The organism is Pseudoalteromonas marina, assembly GCF_000238335.3.
GTDB lineage: Bacteria > Pseudomonadota > Gammaproteobacteria > Enterobacterales > Alteromonadaceae > Pseudoalteromonas > Pseudoalteromonas marina.
Genome location: NZ_AHCB03000006.1, coordinates 168,349 through 182,874, shown reverse-complemented (window position 1 = coordinate 182,874; position 14,526 = coordinate 168,349). Strand labels below are relative to the sequence as shown.

The window sequence follows — 14,526 nt, the reverse complement described above, 5'->3', positions numbered from 1 at the left end:
TAAATGTTTCAGTTTGGCTGCGGTTATCTCCCGTTTAAACTTGCATACTGAGGATGTTTGGGTATAGAATGCGCCCCAAAATAGCGACTAATTGGTTATTATGATCTGGGTTGATTACGCCATTCTTGGCATCATTGCACTGTCTACCATCATCGGTTTAATACGCGGCTTTGTAAAAGAAGCTATGTCATTAGCGGTATGGGCAGGCGCGTTTATCATCTCAAGTTTATTTTACCAATATTTAGCTTCCTTCCTAACAAGCATTTCTGAACCCCTTTTAAGAAATGCGGCGGCCATTGCCATACTCTTCTTTGCGACGCTCCTGTTAGGCGGTTTACTAAACTATATTTTAGGTCAGCTTGTACTTCGTACTGGCTTATCGGGTACTGACCGTGTCTTTGGCATAGTGTTTGGTGCTCTACGAGGCGTGTTGGTCGTGAGCGCGTTACTCTTCTTTCTTGATGCTTTTACTGGTGCACCTAATACGCACTGGTGGGGTAATTCTATTTTGATTCCAGAATTTGGCTTTGTTGTTGAATGGTTTTTTTCGTACCTCGAAAACAACTCCAGCTTTTTAAATTCAGTAAACCGTTAATCGGCGAGGATAAATTACATGTGTGGTATCGTTGGAATAGTCGGAACGTCTCCTGTGAATCAGGCGATATATGATGGCTTAACTGTTTTGCAGCATCGTGGGCAAGACGCCGCGGGAATAATTACCATTGAAAATAATACGTTTAGCTTACGTAAAGCAAACGGCCTAGTGAAAGATGTATTTCACACACGTCACATGAAGCGACTACAAGGTACCATTGGTATTGGCCACGTACGTTATCCAACAGCAGGCTCTTCTAGTTCATCTGAGGCACAGCCTTTTTATGTAAACTCACCATTTGGTATCGCCCTTGCGCATAATGGAAACCTTACAAATGCTGAAGAACTAAAAGAACAGTTATTTTCAGAAGCACGTCGACATGTTAATACAACGTCTGATTCTGAGATATTGCTGAATATTATGGCACATGAGCTTAGTCGCTCAGACAAGTTGCACCTAGACCCAGAAGATGTGTTTACAGCCGTTGCTGAGGTAAACAAAAAAGTAACGGGTGGCTATGCAGCCATTGCTATGATTATCGGTCACGGCGTTGTAGCGTTTCGTGATCCTAACGGTATTCGCCCTCTTGTTTTTGGTAAACGCGAGACTGAAAAAGGCACAGAGTACATGTTTGCCTCAGAAAGTGTGGCACTAAAACCTGATGGCTTTGAGTTTATTCGCGATGTAGCCCCAGGTGAAGCTATTTTTGTGACGGAAGATGGACAGTTTCACTCATTAAATTGTGCAGATAAAGTGTCTTACTCGCCTTGTATTTTTGAATTTGTTTATTTTGCTCGTCCAGACTCAACAATAGACAGAATGTCGGTTTATGCAACACGCGTAAACATGGGTACCAAACTGGGTGAAAAAATAGCACGTGAGTGGGCAGATAAAGACATTGATGTTGTCATTCCTATTCCAGAAACTTCGTGTGACGTCGCGCTTGAAATTGCTCGCGTACTTGATTTACCGTACCGCCAAGGCTTTGTCAAAAACCGTTACATTGGCCGTACGTTTATTATGCCTGGTCAAGAAATGCGTAAAAAGTCAGTGCGTCAAAAGCTAAACGCAATTGATCGTGAATTTAAAGGTAAGAATGTATTACTTGTTGACGACTCTATAGTGCGCGGTACCACATCAGCGCAAATTGTGGAAATGGCGCGAGAGTCTGGTGCTAAAAATGTATACTTTGCCTCAGCAGCTCCTGAAATACGCTTTCCAAATGTTTATGGTATAGATATGCCATCGGCAGCTGAACTTATTGCGCATGGCCGTGAGGTTGAAGATATAAACGCAAGTATTGGTTCTGACGGATTGATTTTTCAGTCATTAACAGATCTAATGGCCGCTGTAAGCCAAGAAAATCCAGAAATAACTCAATTTGAAACTTCTGTGTTTGACGGGCAATATATAACAGGTGATATAGATCAAAACTATTTAAACCGAATAGATAAACTGAGAAACGATACAGCTAAAAGCACACGCGAAACCGCTATGTCATCAGGGTTAGAGATACATAACCAAGAAGAAAACGAGACAGATTAATTCTTTCGAGTATTTTAATTTTAGAAAAGGAGCTAATTAGCTCCTTTTTTGTTGGTTGAACATTACTTAATCGAGTTACTTAAAATTTATTATGTGAACATGGGGCTTACAATGCCATTTGTCCAAAGAATCGCAGTGGCAGCTAATATGATGACTAGTAGGATAAGCCCACAAGTAACGACCGAGCTTGCATAAATAAAACCACGTTCTTCAGGTATGTGCATGAGTATAGGTACTCCGGTATAAAGTAAATAAACCGAGTAGGCTAGTGCAACAATACCAGCACATACAACAAACCAAAGTACAGGCCAAAAAGCGGCAAGCGCAGACATAAATACAGGTGTTGCTGTGTAAGCCGCTAGTTCAAGCGTTTGAGTAAAGGTGGGTTTAGAGCCAAAAGTAACGGCCATCCAATGGGCTAAATAGGCAAGTGCAAATACACCTATAATTAAAGCTACATACATGGCTATAGCTATTAATAGCGCGCTCTCATGTGTTAAAAATACTAGACCACCAGTGCCAATGCTCCAGCCCAAGTAAACAGACGAGTAATACCCCATTATTGATGGAAACAAAGCAATAAGTAAAATGTGTGACAAGCTATAGGTCAAGCTTTCGTGTCGGTTATCAATTGTTTGCCACTCTTCAAGTGGGTGAGCGTATAAGCCCCATAGGTGGTTTAATATCATAGTGTGTACTCCGTTTAGGAAGGTATTATTGTTTTTGTTGTAGTGTATTATTTATACAGTTCATTTACAGTTATGGGCCACATAGTGTACAAAGTCAAGTTAACTAATTTTTAACAAATAAATGAAGTTGGCTTTGATTTAATCAAACCGTGAATTCGTGTTAAAATACAGGTTCTTTAATTTTAATTAGCAACGAGTATCAAACGTGTCACATAGCCAGCTGTTAGAGCCTATTCACGACTTTTTATTGTGCAAAACACCGACTCAGTGGGTAGATAAAGCAATCAAAAAAGAAAATCTGTCAGTTATTTTAATAGATCACTTAATTTGTGAGTTAAAAGCAGCTCAGTCAGCAATGTTTTTAATTCGTAAGTATGCAGTAGATAAAGAAAGCGGTGATGCACTTTTAGCCTGGCTTAAACCATTCGAAACACTTATTTATAAACGTGAAGGTAACTGGCGTGATTTAGCAGCAAAAAACAAGCTCACTAAATCAATCATTCCTAAGTCTAACTCTCCTTACGGGCAAGACTTAATTGACAAAATGGTGTTGCTCATAAAAGAAGAGTTACATCACTTTTACCAAGTTTTAGAAATAATGGATGAGTACGGTGTAGAGTACCAAAGTATTACACCATGTCGTTACGCTAAAGGGATGTTACGAAATGTAAAAACATTCGAGCCAAATGCACTTGTCGACAAATTAATTGTAGGTGCTTACATTGAGGCACGCTCGTGTGAGCGTTTTGCAAAGTTGGCGCCCCATGTAGATAAACGTCTAGGTGATTTTTATATTTCGCTACTGCGCTCAGAGGCACGTCATTATCAAGATTATCTAGCCTTAGCTCAAGAAATTGCCGATTTCGATATTACGCAAAGGGTTAAGGAATTTGGTGAAATTGAAGCTGAACTTATTGTATCGGCAGATGAAGACTTCAAATTTCATAGTGGCACGCCAGCATAATCCCCCTGTGCTTTATTTTTTGCGTAACTGATGAGATAAAGCACTAAAAATTAGACCAAACTTAAATCGCCTTCTACTATATATATAGTAAATAGTTACATACAAATTTACGAACTATATCTATTAAATTTAGTTGTATATTTTTTATATAGGCGGTGTAGGATGTCCGATAGCAACAGTTTGTTTGTATTTGATGAGGAGCGTGAAGAAGACAGCTCAACAATAAAAAAAATAAAAGTGCTCACTGTTGAGGACGATATAAATTACCAGCTTGCTTTAACTAATAGCTTAAAAGAAATGACACCAGAGGATAATTGTGAAATAGAAGTTCTCACAGCTAACTCGGTTTCACAAGCAGCTTTAGTGCTCAGTTTGCATCCAGATATAGCGCTCACCTTTATAGATGTTGTTATGGAAGATGATGACTCAGGTCTTAGGCTTGTAAGTACTATAAGAGAGGTGATTGGTAACGCAGACATGCGTATTGTTTTACTTACAGGTCAACCAGGCTTTGCTCCCGAACAGCAAATAATGAAAACGCTTGATATAGACGAATATTGGAATAAATCAGACGTCTCTGCTGAAAAATTACAATCTATTGTTACAAGCAACTTACGCACCTGGAAATACATTTCACAAATATCTTCAGCCAGAAAAGGTCTTCAACTTGTTTTAGATGCTTCAAGAAGCATAAACAGTAAACACGATATGGGATCTTTCTCTAAAGCTGTTTTAGAAGAAATCAGTAATATTTTAAACGTCACTGAGGGAGGAGGGATTATGTGCTCTACTCAAAGTGATGGCGAAATTATCAGAGCGCATATTTCGACAGCTAATGGTTGTTTTGATGGGTTTGAAGGAAAGCTTATTGACGATAGGGTTTTGCTTCCACAAATCTACAGTGATTTTGAGCGAGCTTTGGACGAAAAAAGGCACATTTTTTCTGAGCACCACACGATATTTTATTTTTGCAACAAAGAAATAGCTGGGGAAAGCTATATAACGATTGTTCAGTCGGACAATGAAATATCAGAGCAAAATGAATATTTATTAAAAGTATTCAGTGAAAATGTAAGCACAGGGTTTAGTAATATAGCACTGCTTAACAAGCTTACTGAACTTGCATATACCGATGTGTCGTTAAACATGCATAATCGTAACTGGCTCACTCGTGAAATAAAAAATATGAACCTGCACGAGCAGTACCAAACACGTTTGTTAGTTTTTGAAGTTGAGCAATTTGAAGAAAAAGCTTTTTCGTTTGGTCACGATTTTTGTCAAAAGCTATTAAAAGAAGTTTATAAAAATTTAATGACTATTTTTGATGGTTATTCAGCGCGTATTGCCATTATCAATAACAGTAGCTTTGGATTACTTATAAACGCAAACTTCGATATAACCGACGAAATGATAGCTAGCCTGATAAGGCAAAAATGTATAATTACCTCTGTAAAACAATATGCTGATTTGAGAATTCTTGATTTAGCGCTAAGCTCTGTTTTAAATATTGTACCCGAAAAAATAATAAGCATTGCTGAATCTAGTTTAAGTGATAGCCAAACCGCATCTTTAAAATATATAAAGCATACCCAAGAAAAAACAGAAGCATTAACTAACCGATATAGTTTAATGGCCCGATTAAGAAGAGTAATTGGTGCTGGTACTTTACAAGTAGCCTTACAGCCGAAAATGGACTTAGCAACGTTAACCCCTGTGGGCTTTGAGGCATTGGCTCGTTGGCAATTAGAAGACGGTAGTTTTGTAAGTCCAGAAGTATTTATTGAACTTGCTGAAACAGCTGGTTTAATTAGTGAATTAGACAGCGTTATTTTCGATAAGATAATTTCGACCATTCATAAGTTAAGTGATATAGGCGTAAATCTGCCTATTGCTTTTAATGCATCTGCCTTTGATTTGGTTGACCCTGATTACTGCAAAAAAGTCCTTCATAAGTTAAAAGATGCCAATATACTTCCAGAAATGCTTGAGCTAGAGATTACTGAGACCCAAGCGATCAGTAATTACGACTTAATTAGAGAGTCGTTAGATGAATTTATGGCGCTGGGTATTAAAGTAAGTATTGATGATTTTGGAACAGGTTATTCATCTATTTCACACATAACTGAGATACCTGCAAATATTTTAAAAATAGACAGATGTTTTTTAACTGATATTGAGCGCAATGCTAATAACCAATACATCCTAGAAATGATTGTAAACTTAGCCAGACGATTTAATTTTTCTATTATTGTTGAGGGTGTAGAAACACTAGAACAGTGTGAATGGGTTAAAAAAATAGGCTGTGATGTGGCCCAAGGTTATTACTTTTCAAAACCACTGTTTTTTGACGATTTAACAACATGGTTAAAGCAATATGGAAAAGTTTGATCATAGACTTTCTGTTAGTTTAAATAATAAACAGCTATATATTAAAGCATTGTTTATTATGGTTGCTGCTGGCGTTATTAGTTTTTTAGTATATTGGCAAATTTACCAATCAAGGCTTACGCTTGTTCAAGATTATCAGGACGACAAACTATCGTTAGTGCAGACAGAGTTTGTAAAAGAGCTAAGTAGCATAAAAAAACTAACACAGGTTCTAGCAAATAACAAAAACTTAAAAAGAGGCGGCTTGCCAAGATACGAGTTTAGAGATTCAAAGTCGATAAACACCATTAATGAGTACTTTATCAGTTTTGGCCAATTGTCACCTAATATATCTCAAATACGATGGATTGATATTGTAGGAAACGAGCGCTTTAGGGTCGACTTCAAAGATGGAGAAGCTAAAGTAATTGAGCAAAGTGAACTACAAAACAAAATATCGCGCTATTATTTTAGGCAAGGCATATCGATAGAGGCACCTGATTCGTTTTTATCAAGAATTGATTTAAATATGGAGTATGGTTCAATAGTTGAGCCATACGAACCCACCATTAGAGTTACTTATCGAACCAGCTCAAGCGAATATATAGTTGATGGCCTCATTATAATTAATTTTAACTTATCTGACTTTTTTCAGAAAATTAGAAATTACTCTTCTGAAAACGCTCAAATTAATATTGTAAATAAAGATGGGTATTGGATTTTCAACAATGATAAGTCTAAAGAGTGGGGGTTTATGCTTGGATTGCCAGAGCTAACAATTGCTAGTTATAACCCATCACTCTGGGAGTCTATGCAAAACCAACAAGAAAATACAGTAAGATATTTTGATTCAAACATTTATTCGTTAGACAAGCTGCCCGCACTTTTTTCAAAAAGGCATAATGAAACCCTTAATGAAGTCATTTATATTTACATCAAAAGTAAAGATAAATTGATGAATAAAATACACTTTACGGCGCTAGGTTATGCTGGTATTGGCGGCATTATTCTTTTGTTTATTGGTGGCTTTATTTTATACAGAGAATATTGCTATACAAAAACGCTAAAAGATTTATTTGACCAGTTACGCGCTGAAAAGTTGGAGCTGGATTCTGTCAATAATCAACTTTCAAATACCATTAGGCAGCAGCAACTTTTGCAGGATAGCTTTGTTGAAGCGCAAAAATTATCTTCATTAGGCATGCTTGTTGCGGGTGTAGCTCATGAGATGAACACGCCTATTGGCGGTGCTATTATTTCTGTTACTAACGCTGAGTCGGTGATGAGCCGCCTCAATGAAGGTATAAAAACTGGCTTAACAAAGTCTCTGCTAGAGAACAGCGTATCAAGCTTAGATGATAATTTAGGCTTAGCCAGAGTAAACCTAGATAAAGCTGCTGTGCTTGTAAAAAGCTTTAAAAAAATGGCTATAGATAGAAATAATGAAGAGTTTATTGAATGTAATATTGAAGCAATAATAAAAGAGTTGTTGATTACTCTGAACTCTCGATTAAAAACCTCAAAGGTTAAAATTAAAACCCTATTTAATGATAACTGCACGCTTAAAAGTCGCCCTGGGATTATTTCACAGGTTATTGAAAACCTTATAATGAATGCGCTTAACCACGCTTTTGAAGAGAATCAATCTGGTGAGATTGAAATTAAGGTTGAGGAAAGTGATAAGGGAGATGTAAATATTATCGTATCAGACAGCGGATGCGGGATTAATCAGCAGCAGCAATCTGTTATTTTTGAGCCCTTTCATACATCAGCGCGCGGTAAAGGGAACATAGGGCTTGGGCTTTATATGGTATCTCAATGGGTCACTAAAATTTTAAAAGGGCAATTGGTTTTAGAGTCTGATCCTCAATGGGAGGATAAATTTAAAACTCGATTTACAATTACGTTGCCTAAAAATTAAGTGAGTACCCACATTTAACTTTTAACGTATTATTTAAATGCTATATAGGGCCTTAAATGAACTACACTTAGGGTTTGAGGCTCTAAAAATGGCTTTATATAGCTCATTTAAATGGTGTGTTTATTAGCCTTTGTTCTTGAGGTGTCACAATTAAGTAGGAGCCTTGTTCATACCAGTCACCTAAAACAGTTCGTGTAAGCGTTTGTCCATTTAGTGAGTATGTATGAATATTTGGTCGGTGCGTATGACCATGGATCATGTTAACAACTTTGTGCCTCTTAAATGTCGAAAGGACAGCATCATCAACAACGTCTAAAATTTCTATCGGTTTATCTGCTTGGCTAAGCTTACTTTTTTCACGGGCATTGCGAGCTATTTTTTTTCGGTACCATAATGGCATGGCAAGCATTAATTTTGGCCACCACCAACCGCGGCTTTTTTTACGAAATTTTTGATACTCAATATCCTGGGTACACATTTCATCCCCATGTAAAATAACAGTGGGTGTGCCGTAAAGGTCTATAACAGTTTGCTCATCTAACAGTGTCATACCTGCTAAATTTGCATAGTGTTCTCGCAGGATAAAGTCGCGATTACCATGAATAAAATAGACGGGAATACCTGAATCACTTATTGCTTTAAGCTTTGTAGCTACACTGCGCGCAAGTTCAGTGACGTAGTCATCACCTACCCATACTTCAAAAAAGTCACCTAAAATGTAAAGCGCATCAACGTCTTGATTCAAAATGTTAGATTCTAAAAACTTAAAAAAAGCAGCGCTAATATCAGGTCTGTTTTCAGTTAAATGTAAATCAGCAATAAAATACGTTTTTTGAGTCATAGGGATATCTTTTCGATAAAAATAAAGCGGGCGCATGCATGTTGCAATGACACCCGCTGATACTCCACGTTATGTGGGTAAGCGAACTATTAGTTAACAGTAACGCTTTCGATGATCACGTCTTCAAGAGGAACATCTTGGTGAAAACCATTGCTACCAGTAGCTACACCTTTAATTTTTTCTACAATGTCCATGCCTTCAACTACTTCAGCAAACACACAGTAACCCCAGCCTTGAGACGTTTCGCTGCTGTGGTTTAAAAAATCGTTGTTGTTAACATTAATAAAAAACTGTGCTGTAGCAGAGTGTGGATCTGGCGTGCGTGCCATAGCTAAAGTACCTACTTTATTAGGCAGGCCGTTGTTAGCTTCGTTTTGAATTGGATCGTTAACGTCTTTTTGCTCCATACCTGAAACAAAGCCACCACCTTGAACCATAAAGCCATCAATTACACGGTGAAAAATTGTACCGTTGTAAAAACCTGCGTTTGCATACTCTAAAAAGTTTTTTACTGTGTTTGGAGCTTCTTGCTCAAACATTTTAATGGTGATGTCACCAAAGTTTGTGTGTAGAACAACCATGTGCTTTCCTATATCTGGTTTAAATAGTCGCACTATTTTATCTTAGTTAGCTAAGATTAACAAAGCGCTAGAGCCCATGCTTTTCAAGTGGTAACATACATTTTCTTGATAATAGTGAAGGACACCAACTAAATGGTACAAATATACAACACACTCACGCGACAAAAAGAACAATTTAAACCTATGGTCGATGGTAAAATCGACATGTATGTGTGTGGTATCACCATTTACGATTACTGTCATATCGGCCATGCGCGTACATTTGTTGGCTTTGACGTCATTGTTCGCTACCTTCGCCATATTGGTTACAATTTAAAATATGTGCGTAATATTACCGACGTTGACGACAAAATTATTAAACGTGCAAATGAAAATAAAGAGTCAATAAACGATTTAACACTGCGCATGACCAAAGCCATGCATGAAGATTTTGATAGCCTAAACATGTTACGCCCCGATGTAGAACCGACAGTGACAGGGCACATGGGTGAAATTATTGAAATGGTTGAGCGTTTAATAGCTAAAGGGCATGCGTATGTTGCAGCTGATGGTGACGTGTTATTTGATGTATCAACGTTTGAGCAATACGGCGCGCTCTCTCAGCAAGATTTAACAATGTTGCAGTCAGGCTCGCGTGTGGAAGTTGCGCAAGATAAAGATGACCCATTGGACTTTGTTTTATGGAAAAAAGCCAAAGCCGGCGAGCCTTCATGGTCATCTCCATGGGGAGAAGGGCGCCCAGGTTGGCACATTGAATGTTCAGCTATGAGCTCAAAGCATTTAGGTGAACATTTTGATATTCATGGTGGGGGGTCTGATTTACAGTTTCCGCACCATGAAAATGAAATTGCGCAGTCATGCTGTGCCAATAATGGTGAGTATGTAAATACGTGGATCCATACGGGTATGGTACAAGTAAATAAAGAAAAAATGTCTAAATCGTTAGATAATTTTTTTACTGTACGCGATGTGCTAAAAGAGTACGACCCTGAGTCGGTTCGTTACTTTTTAATATCAGGTCATTACCGCAGCCAACTTAATTACTCGCAAGAAAACTTAGACCAAGCGCGTTCATCGCTTGAGCGTATTTATACTGCTTTACGTGACGTTAAACCTATCGAGTGTGAGCTTGAGAGTAACGAGTTCGTGATTAAATTTAGAAAAGCAATGGATGATGATTTTAATACTCCAGAGGCTTTACCTGTTTTATTTGAGCTGGCAAAAGAGCTAAACCGCGTAAAAGAAAGCGATGCAATACAGGCGGGTCAACTTGCGTTTATATTACGTACTATTGGCGAAGTATTAGGCGTTGCACAACAAGCGCCTGAGGCTTTTTTACAAGGCGGGCAAGATGATAATGAAGTTGCAACGATTGAAGCCTTAATAGTAAAACGTAATGAAGCACGTGCGAGTAAAGACTGGGCTGCTGCTGATGAAGCACGTGATGCGCTTAATGCATTAGGTGTAATACTTGAAGATTCAGCCGGTAAAACAACGTGGCGTAAGGCTTAAAATTACTCGCTTGTAATAAAAAAGGGTTGCCGAATGGCAACCCTTTTTTATTTGAATTATATTCAGCTATGATATTTTTCGCATGCTTCTAATGTATTTTCAATTAAGCTGGCCACGGTCATTGGGCCAACCCCGCCAGGAACAGGAGTAATAAAGTGAGCTTTTTGCTCTGCAATGCTGTATTCAACGTCGCCTACTAGTTTACCTGTATCTAAACGGTTTATACCTACATCTATAACAATGGCACCTTCTTTTACCCAATCTCCAGGGATAAATTCAGGTTTGCCCACAGCTACAACCAGCAGGTCTGCGCGTCGCACATGGGTTTCTAAATCTTGTGTAAACTTATGGCACACAGTAGTCGTACAACCGGCCAGTAATAGCTCTAACGACATAGGGCGGCCCACAATATTTGATGCGCCAACCACAACCGCATGCATGCCTTTATAACGAACACCGGTAGAATCGAGTAAAGTAATAATCCCTTTTGGGGTACAAGGACGAAGCGCAGGCATACGCTGTGCTAAACGACCTATATTGTATGGGTGAAAGCCATCAACGTCTTTGTGTGGTGTAATGCGTTCTAAAATTTTCTCTGCATCGAGTCCATCAGGTAAAGGTAACTGCACCAAAATGCCATCTACTTCAGCATCATTATTTAGCTCATCAATTAAACTTAAAAGAGCATCTTCTTTTGTGTCTGCAGGTAAATCAAATGATTTTGAAATAAAACCAACTTCTTCACAGGCTTTACGCTTTGAACCAACATAAACTTGGCTTGCTGGATCAAGTCCTACGAGGACCACTGCAAGTCCGGGGGCGCGTAATCCTTTAGAAACGCGTTCGCTTACGCGTTGTGCAACTGTACTACGTACTTGTTTTGCGATTGCTTTACCATCAATGATGTTTGCCGTCATGGTTGACCTTTAATTGGGGTTAATTAACTAGATACCGATACTTTACAAATGAACGCATAATAAAAAGGGGCATATGCTTATAAAGAAAATAACAACTTTATTTTTCATTTAATATTACCAAGCCATTTTCGCAGAAAAGCATTGCAGCGCCAAGTTGCTTTTCATCTATATAGTACTAGAGTAATTAAATAGTTTAAATTTCAGTCTTCTATTATAATATTTAGCCATTGTGGGCTAAAAATGACCACTTGATTTGTTTTCTTAAAAAAACGTTTGACCTAACCCCGTCAAATCACTATTATGCACCCCGTTGTCAACGAGGTCACTCGTAGAGAATAGTAAGTAACGGCGATTAGCGCAGTTTGGTAGCGCACTTGGTTTGGGTCCAAGGGGTCGCAGGTTCAAATCCTGCATCGCCGACCATTTTTTTATAATTTGATTATAATCGAATAGCTTATTGGTAAACTATGAAGTTTTCGATGCGCCCATAGCTCAGCTGGATAGAGCAACGCCCTTCTAAGGCGTCGGTCGAAGGTTCGAATCCTTCTGGGTGCGCCATTTGAAAACATGTGAATATAGCGGTGATTGTAGCTCAGTTGGTAGAGCCCCGGATTGTGATTCCGGTTGTCGTGGGTTCGAGCCCCATCAGTCACCCCATTTACAAGAATATCGGCGATTAGCGCAGTTTGGTAGCGCACTTGGTTTGGGTCCAAGGGGTCGCAGGTTCAAATCCTGCATCGCCGACCACTTTCTCAAAGTGGTTTTAAACGCTCTGTTTAATTGTTCAGTATGAAAAAAGAAGCTTAGCCTTCAATGTCGGCGATTAGCGCAGTTTGGTAGCGCACTTGGTTTGGGTCCAAGGGGTCGCAGGTTCAAATCCTGCATCGCCGACCATTTTCTTATTTATAACTCCTCTGTTTTTTTTATTCTATTTTTATATTGCTATAAATAAATCTCACTTAAACCTCTGAAAACAACGGTTAGCCTGTTTTTTACTCGGTTAGGTGCTGTAGTACCCAATCTATCCCAAATAATTGCCCCCCATACTCGACTATCATAAATATTAGGTTATAATGCCGCGTCTATTGTTTAACATAGTGCCCTAAGGGCAAAGCAGCAATGGTATCTCATGGTAGCGACGGATGCTTTTAAGTGTGAAAAATCGCTTAAACTTTATCAAGACTCATGCAGATCACTTTGTTTGTAAGGAAGGCGAACAGTCGCCAAAATTGAATATTGAGGTAAATCATGCAAGTTTCTGTTGAGACGACCCAAGGCCTTGAGCGCCGTATAACTATCACCGTTCCTGCAGAGAACGTTGAGACCGAAGTAAAAAAACGCCTACAACAACTGTCAAAAACACAGCGTATAGATGGTTTCCGTGCTGGTAAGGTACCTGTATCTGTAATTAACAAGCGTTTTGGCGCTGCAGTTCGTCAAGAAGTTGCTGGCGAAGTAATGCAACGTAACTACATTGAAGCAATCGTTGCTGAAAAAATTAACCCTGCTGGCGCGCCTTCATTCGCTCCTAAATCACTTGAAGCAGGTAAAGATTTAGAATTCTCAGCTACATTTGAAGTTTACCCTGAAGTTGAAGTTCAAGGTTTAGACAAAATTGCTGTTGAAAAACCAGCGGTAACAGTAACTGACGAAGACTTAGCTAACATGCTAGAAACTCTTCGTAAGCAACACGCAGAATGGGCTGAAGTTGATACAGCTGCTGGCGAAAGTGACCGTGTAACAGTTGATTTCGTAGGTACTATCGACGGTGAAGTTTTTGAAGGCGGTAAAGCTGATGACTTCCCATTAGAGCTTGGTCAAGGTCGTATGATCCCAGGTTTTGAAGATAACATCGTTGGTAAGAAAGCAGGCGAAGAAGTTGTTGCAGATGTAACATTCCCTGAAGATTACCATGCTGAAAACCTTAAAGGTAAAGCAGCTCAATTCACTATCACAGTGAAAAAAGTAGAAGCGCAAGAGCTTCCTGAATTAAGCGAAGAGTTTGCAACTAAATTCGGTGTTACCGAAGGCGGCGTAGACGCGCTTAAAGAAGAAGTTAAAAAGAACATGACGCGTGAACTTGACCAAGCGGTTAAAGCTAACGTTAAAGACCAAGCAATCAAAGGTCTTTTAGAAAACAACGAAATTGAAGTGCCAAAAGCACTTGTTGATCAAGAAGTTGACGCATTACGTCAGCAAGCAGCTCAACGTTTTGGCGGTGACGCTAAAAACATGCCTGAGCTTCCAGCTGAATTGTTCCATGAGCAAGCTGTAACACGCGTTAAAACTGGTCTTTTATTAGGCGAAGTAATCAAAGCTAACGACATTAAAGTTGATGATGCTAAAGTTGAAGCATTAATTGCAACAGTGGCTTCTGCATACGAAGATCCAACTGAAGTAGTAGAATACTACAAAGCAAATGATCAACTTATGCAACAAATGCGTAATGTTGCAATGGAAGAGCAAGCTGTTGAAGCTATTTTAGCTAAAGCAAATGTTTCAGACGTTGAAAAAGCATTTGATGACATCATGAATCCGCAGCAAGGTGCTTAATAAGTCATTGACTTAAGCTCTCGCTAACGATTAAATGGCTC

At 38.8% G+C, this 14,526-nt stretch carries 11 protein-coding genes and 5 tRNA genes; 12 read left to right on the top strand and 4 right to left on the bottom strand.

The features are described from left to right. Positions 1 to 100 precede the first annotated feature (100 nt). Together PMAN_RS09765 and purF are read left to right on the top strand one after the other, a co-directional pair. Entirely contained in the window at positions 101 to 595 is a 495-nt protein-coding gene (locus PMAN_RS09765; RefSeq protein WP_006793890.1) for a CvpA family protein, read from the top strand. Between the two features lie 18 nt (positions 596 to 613). After that, positions 614 to 2,140 (top strand): amidophosphoribosyltransferase, encoded by a 1,527-nt coding sequence (purF, locus tag PMAN_RS09760; RefSeq protein WP_010557197.1) that lies wholly within the window; start codon positions 614 to 616, stop codon positions 2,138 to 2,140. 89 nt (positions 2,141 to 2,229) lie between these two features. Here the strand turns inward: purF and PMAN_RS09755 are convergent, their stop codons facing one another. Continuing rightward, on the bottom strand, positions 2,230 to 2,829 hold the full coding sequence (locus tag PMAN_RS09755; RefSeq protein ID WP_006793888.1) for a Yip1 family protein: 600 nt from the start codon (positions 2,827 to 2,829) through the stop codon (positions 2,230 to 2,232). A gap of 205 nt (positions 2,830 to 3,034) precedes the next feature. On the opposite strand from PMAN_RS09755, the gene miaE reads away from it, so the two are divergent. The 3 genes from miaE to PMAN_RS09740 all read left to right on the top strand — a co-directional run bounded on the left by miaE (position 3,035) and on the right by PMAN_RS09740 (position 8,081). Continuing rightward, a complete protein-coding gene (gene miaE / locus PMAN_RS09750; protein WP_010557196.1) occupies positions 3,035 to 3,793 on the top strand; it encodes a tRNA isopentenyl-2-thiomethyl-A-37 hydroxylase MiaE in 759 nt (252 codons plus the stop codon). A 162-nt stretch (positions 3,794 to 3,955) separates the two neighbouring features. Continuing rightward, complete coding sequence (locus PMAN_RS09745) at positions 3,956 to 6,181, top strand: EAL domain-containing protein (protein ID WP_010557195.1); 2,226 nt, start codon at positions 3,956 to 3,958, stop codon at positions 6,179 to 6,181. After that, the gene (locus PMAN_RS09740; RefSeq protein WP_010557194.1) at positions 6,168 to 8,081 is read left to right on the top strand and encodes a sensor histidine kinase; all 1,914 of its coding nucleotides are present in this window, start codon (positions 6,168 to 6,170) and stop codon (positions 8,079 to 8,081) included. Before PMAN_RS09745 ends, PMAN_RS09740 begins: the two co-directional genes overlap by 14 nt. 103 nt (positions 8,082 to 8,184) lie before the next feature. Here PMAN_RS09740 and PMAN_RS09735 read toward each other — a convergent pair whose 3' ends face one another. Together PMAN_RS09735 and PMAN_RS09730 are read right to left on the bottom strand one after the other, a co-directional pair. Continuing rightward, positions 8,185 to 8,922 carry a UDP-2,3-diacylglucosamine diphosphatase gene (locus tag PMAN_RS09735; protein WP_010557193.1) on the bottom strand — a complete coding sequence of 246 codons (738 nt, stop codon included), beginning with the start codon at positions 8,920 to 8,922 and terminating at the stop codon, positions 8,185 to 8,187. Positions 8,923 to 9,011: 89 nt separating this feature from the next. Then, on the bottom strand, positions 9,012 to 9,503 hold the full coding sequence (locus PMAN_RS09730; RefSeq protein ID WP_010557192.1) for a peptidylprolyl isomerase: 492 nt from the start codon (positions 9,501 to 9,503) through the stop codon (positions 9,012 to 9,014). A 132-nt stretch (positions 9,504 to 9,635) separates the two neighbouring features. Here PMAN_RS09730 and cysS point away from each other — a divergent pair, with 132 nt between their 5' ends. Next, the gene (gene cysS, locus PMAN_RS09725; RefSeq protein ID WP_010557191.1) at positions 9,636 to 11,015 is read left to right on the top strand and encodes a cysteine--tRNA ligase; all 1,380 of its coding nucleotides are present in this window, start codon (positions 9,636 to 9,638) and stop codon (positions 11,013 to 11,015) included. 62 nt (positions 11,016 to 11,077) lie between these two features. Here cysS and folD read toward each other — a convergent pair whose 3' ends face one another. Further along, complete coding sequence (folD, locus tag PMAN_RS09720; RefSeq protein ID WP_008127813.1) at positions 11,078 to 11,932, bottom strand: bifunctional methylenetetrahydrofolate dehydrogenase/methenyltetrahydrofolate cyclohydrolase FolD; 855 nt, start codon at positions 11,930 to 11,932, stop codon at positions 11,078 to 11,080. Positions 11,933 to 12,278: 346 nt separating this feature from the next. Here folD and PMAN_RS09715 point away from each other — a divergent pair. The 6 genes from PMAN_RS09715 (at position 12,279) to tig (ending at position 14,485) form a co-directional block, all read left to right on the top strand. Beyond that, positions 12,279 to 12,355 (top strand) — tRNA-Pro (locus PMAN_RS09715). Positions 12,356 to 12,413: 58 nt separating this feature from the next. Beyond that, a tRNA-Arg gene (locus tag PMAN_RS09710) sits at positions 12,414 to 12,490 on the top strand. 23 nt (positions 12,491 to 12,513) lie between these two features. Further along, positions 12,514 to 12,589: transfer RNA gene (locus tag PMAN_RS09705), tRNA-His, on the top strand. Positions 12,590 to 12,602: 13 nt separating this feature from the next. Continuing rightward, a tRNA-Pro gene (locus PMAN_RS09700) sits at positions 12,603 to 12,679 on the top strand. A 70-nt stretch (positions 12,680 to 12,749) separates the two neighbouring features. Then, positions 12,750 to 12,826, top strand: a tRNA-Pro gene (locus PMAN_RS09695). Between the two features lie 354 nt (positions 12,827 to 13,180). After that, entirely contained in the window at positions 13,181 to 14,485 is a 1,305-nt protein-coding gene (tig, locus tag PMAN_RS09690; protein WP_008126620.1) for a trigger factor, read from the top strand. Positions 14,486 to 14,526 lie beyond the last annotated feature (41 nt).

Bases quoted from the DNA above. Each gene is read 5' to 3' on its own strand.
- PMAN_RS09735 (WP_010557193.1), bottom strand. From the start codon at position 8,922: ATGACTCAAAAAACGTATTTTATTGCTGATTTACATTTAACTGAAAAC.
- folD (WP_008127813.1), bottom strand. From the start codon at position 11,932: ATGACGGCAAACATCATTGATGGTAAAGCAATCGCAAAACAAGTACGT.
- cysS (WP_010557191.1), top strand. From the start codon at position 9,636: ATGGTACAAATATACAACACACTCACGCGACAAAAAGAACAATTTAAA.
- PMAN_RS09745 (WP_010557195.1), top strand. From the start codon at position 3,956: ATGTCCGATAGCAACAGTTTGTTTGTATTTGATGAGGAGCGTGAAGAA.
- PMAN_RS09730 (WP_010557192.1), bottom strand. From the start codon at position 9,503: ATGGTTGTTCTACACACAAACTTTGGTGACATCACCATTAAAATGTTT.
- PMAN_RS09765 (WP_006793890.1), top strand. From the start codon at position 101: ATGATCTGGGTTGATTACGCCATTCTTGGCATCATTGCACTGTCTACC.
- purF (WP_010557197.1), top strand. From the start codon at position 614: ATGTGTGGTATCGTTGGAATAGTCGGAACGTCTCCTGTGAATCAGGCG.
- PMAN_RS09740 (WP_010557194.1), top strand. From the start codon at position 6,168: ATGGAAAAGTTTGATCATAGACTTTCTGTTAGTTTAAATAATAAACAG.
- tig (WP_008126620.1), top strand. From the start codon at position 13,181: ATGCAAGTTTCTGTTGAGACGACCCAAGGCCTTGAGCGCCGTATAACT.
- PMAN_RS09755 (WP_006793888.1), bottom strand. From the start codon at position 2,829: ATGATATTAAACCACCTATGGGGCTTATACGCTCACCCACTTGAAGAG.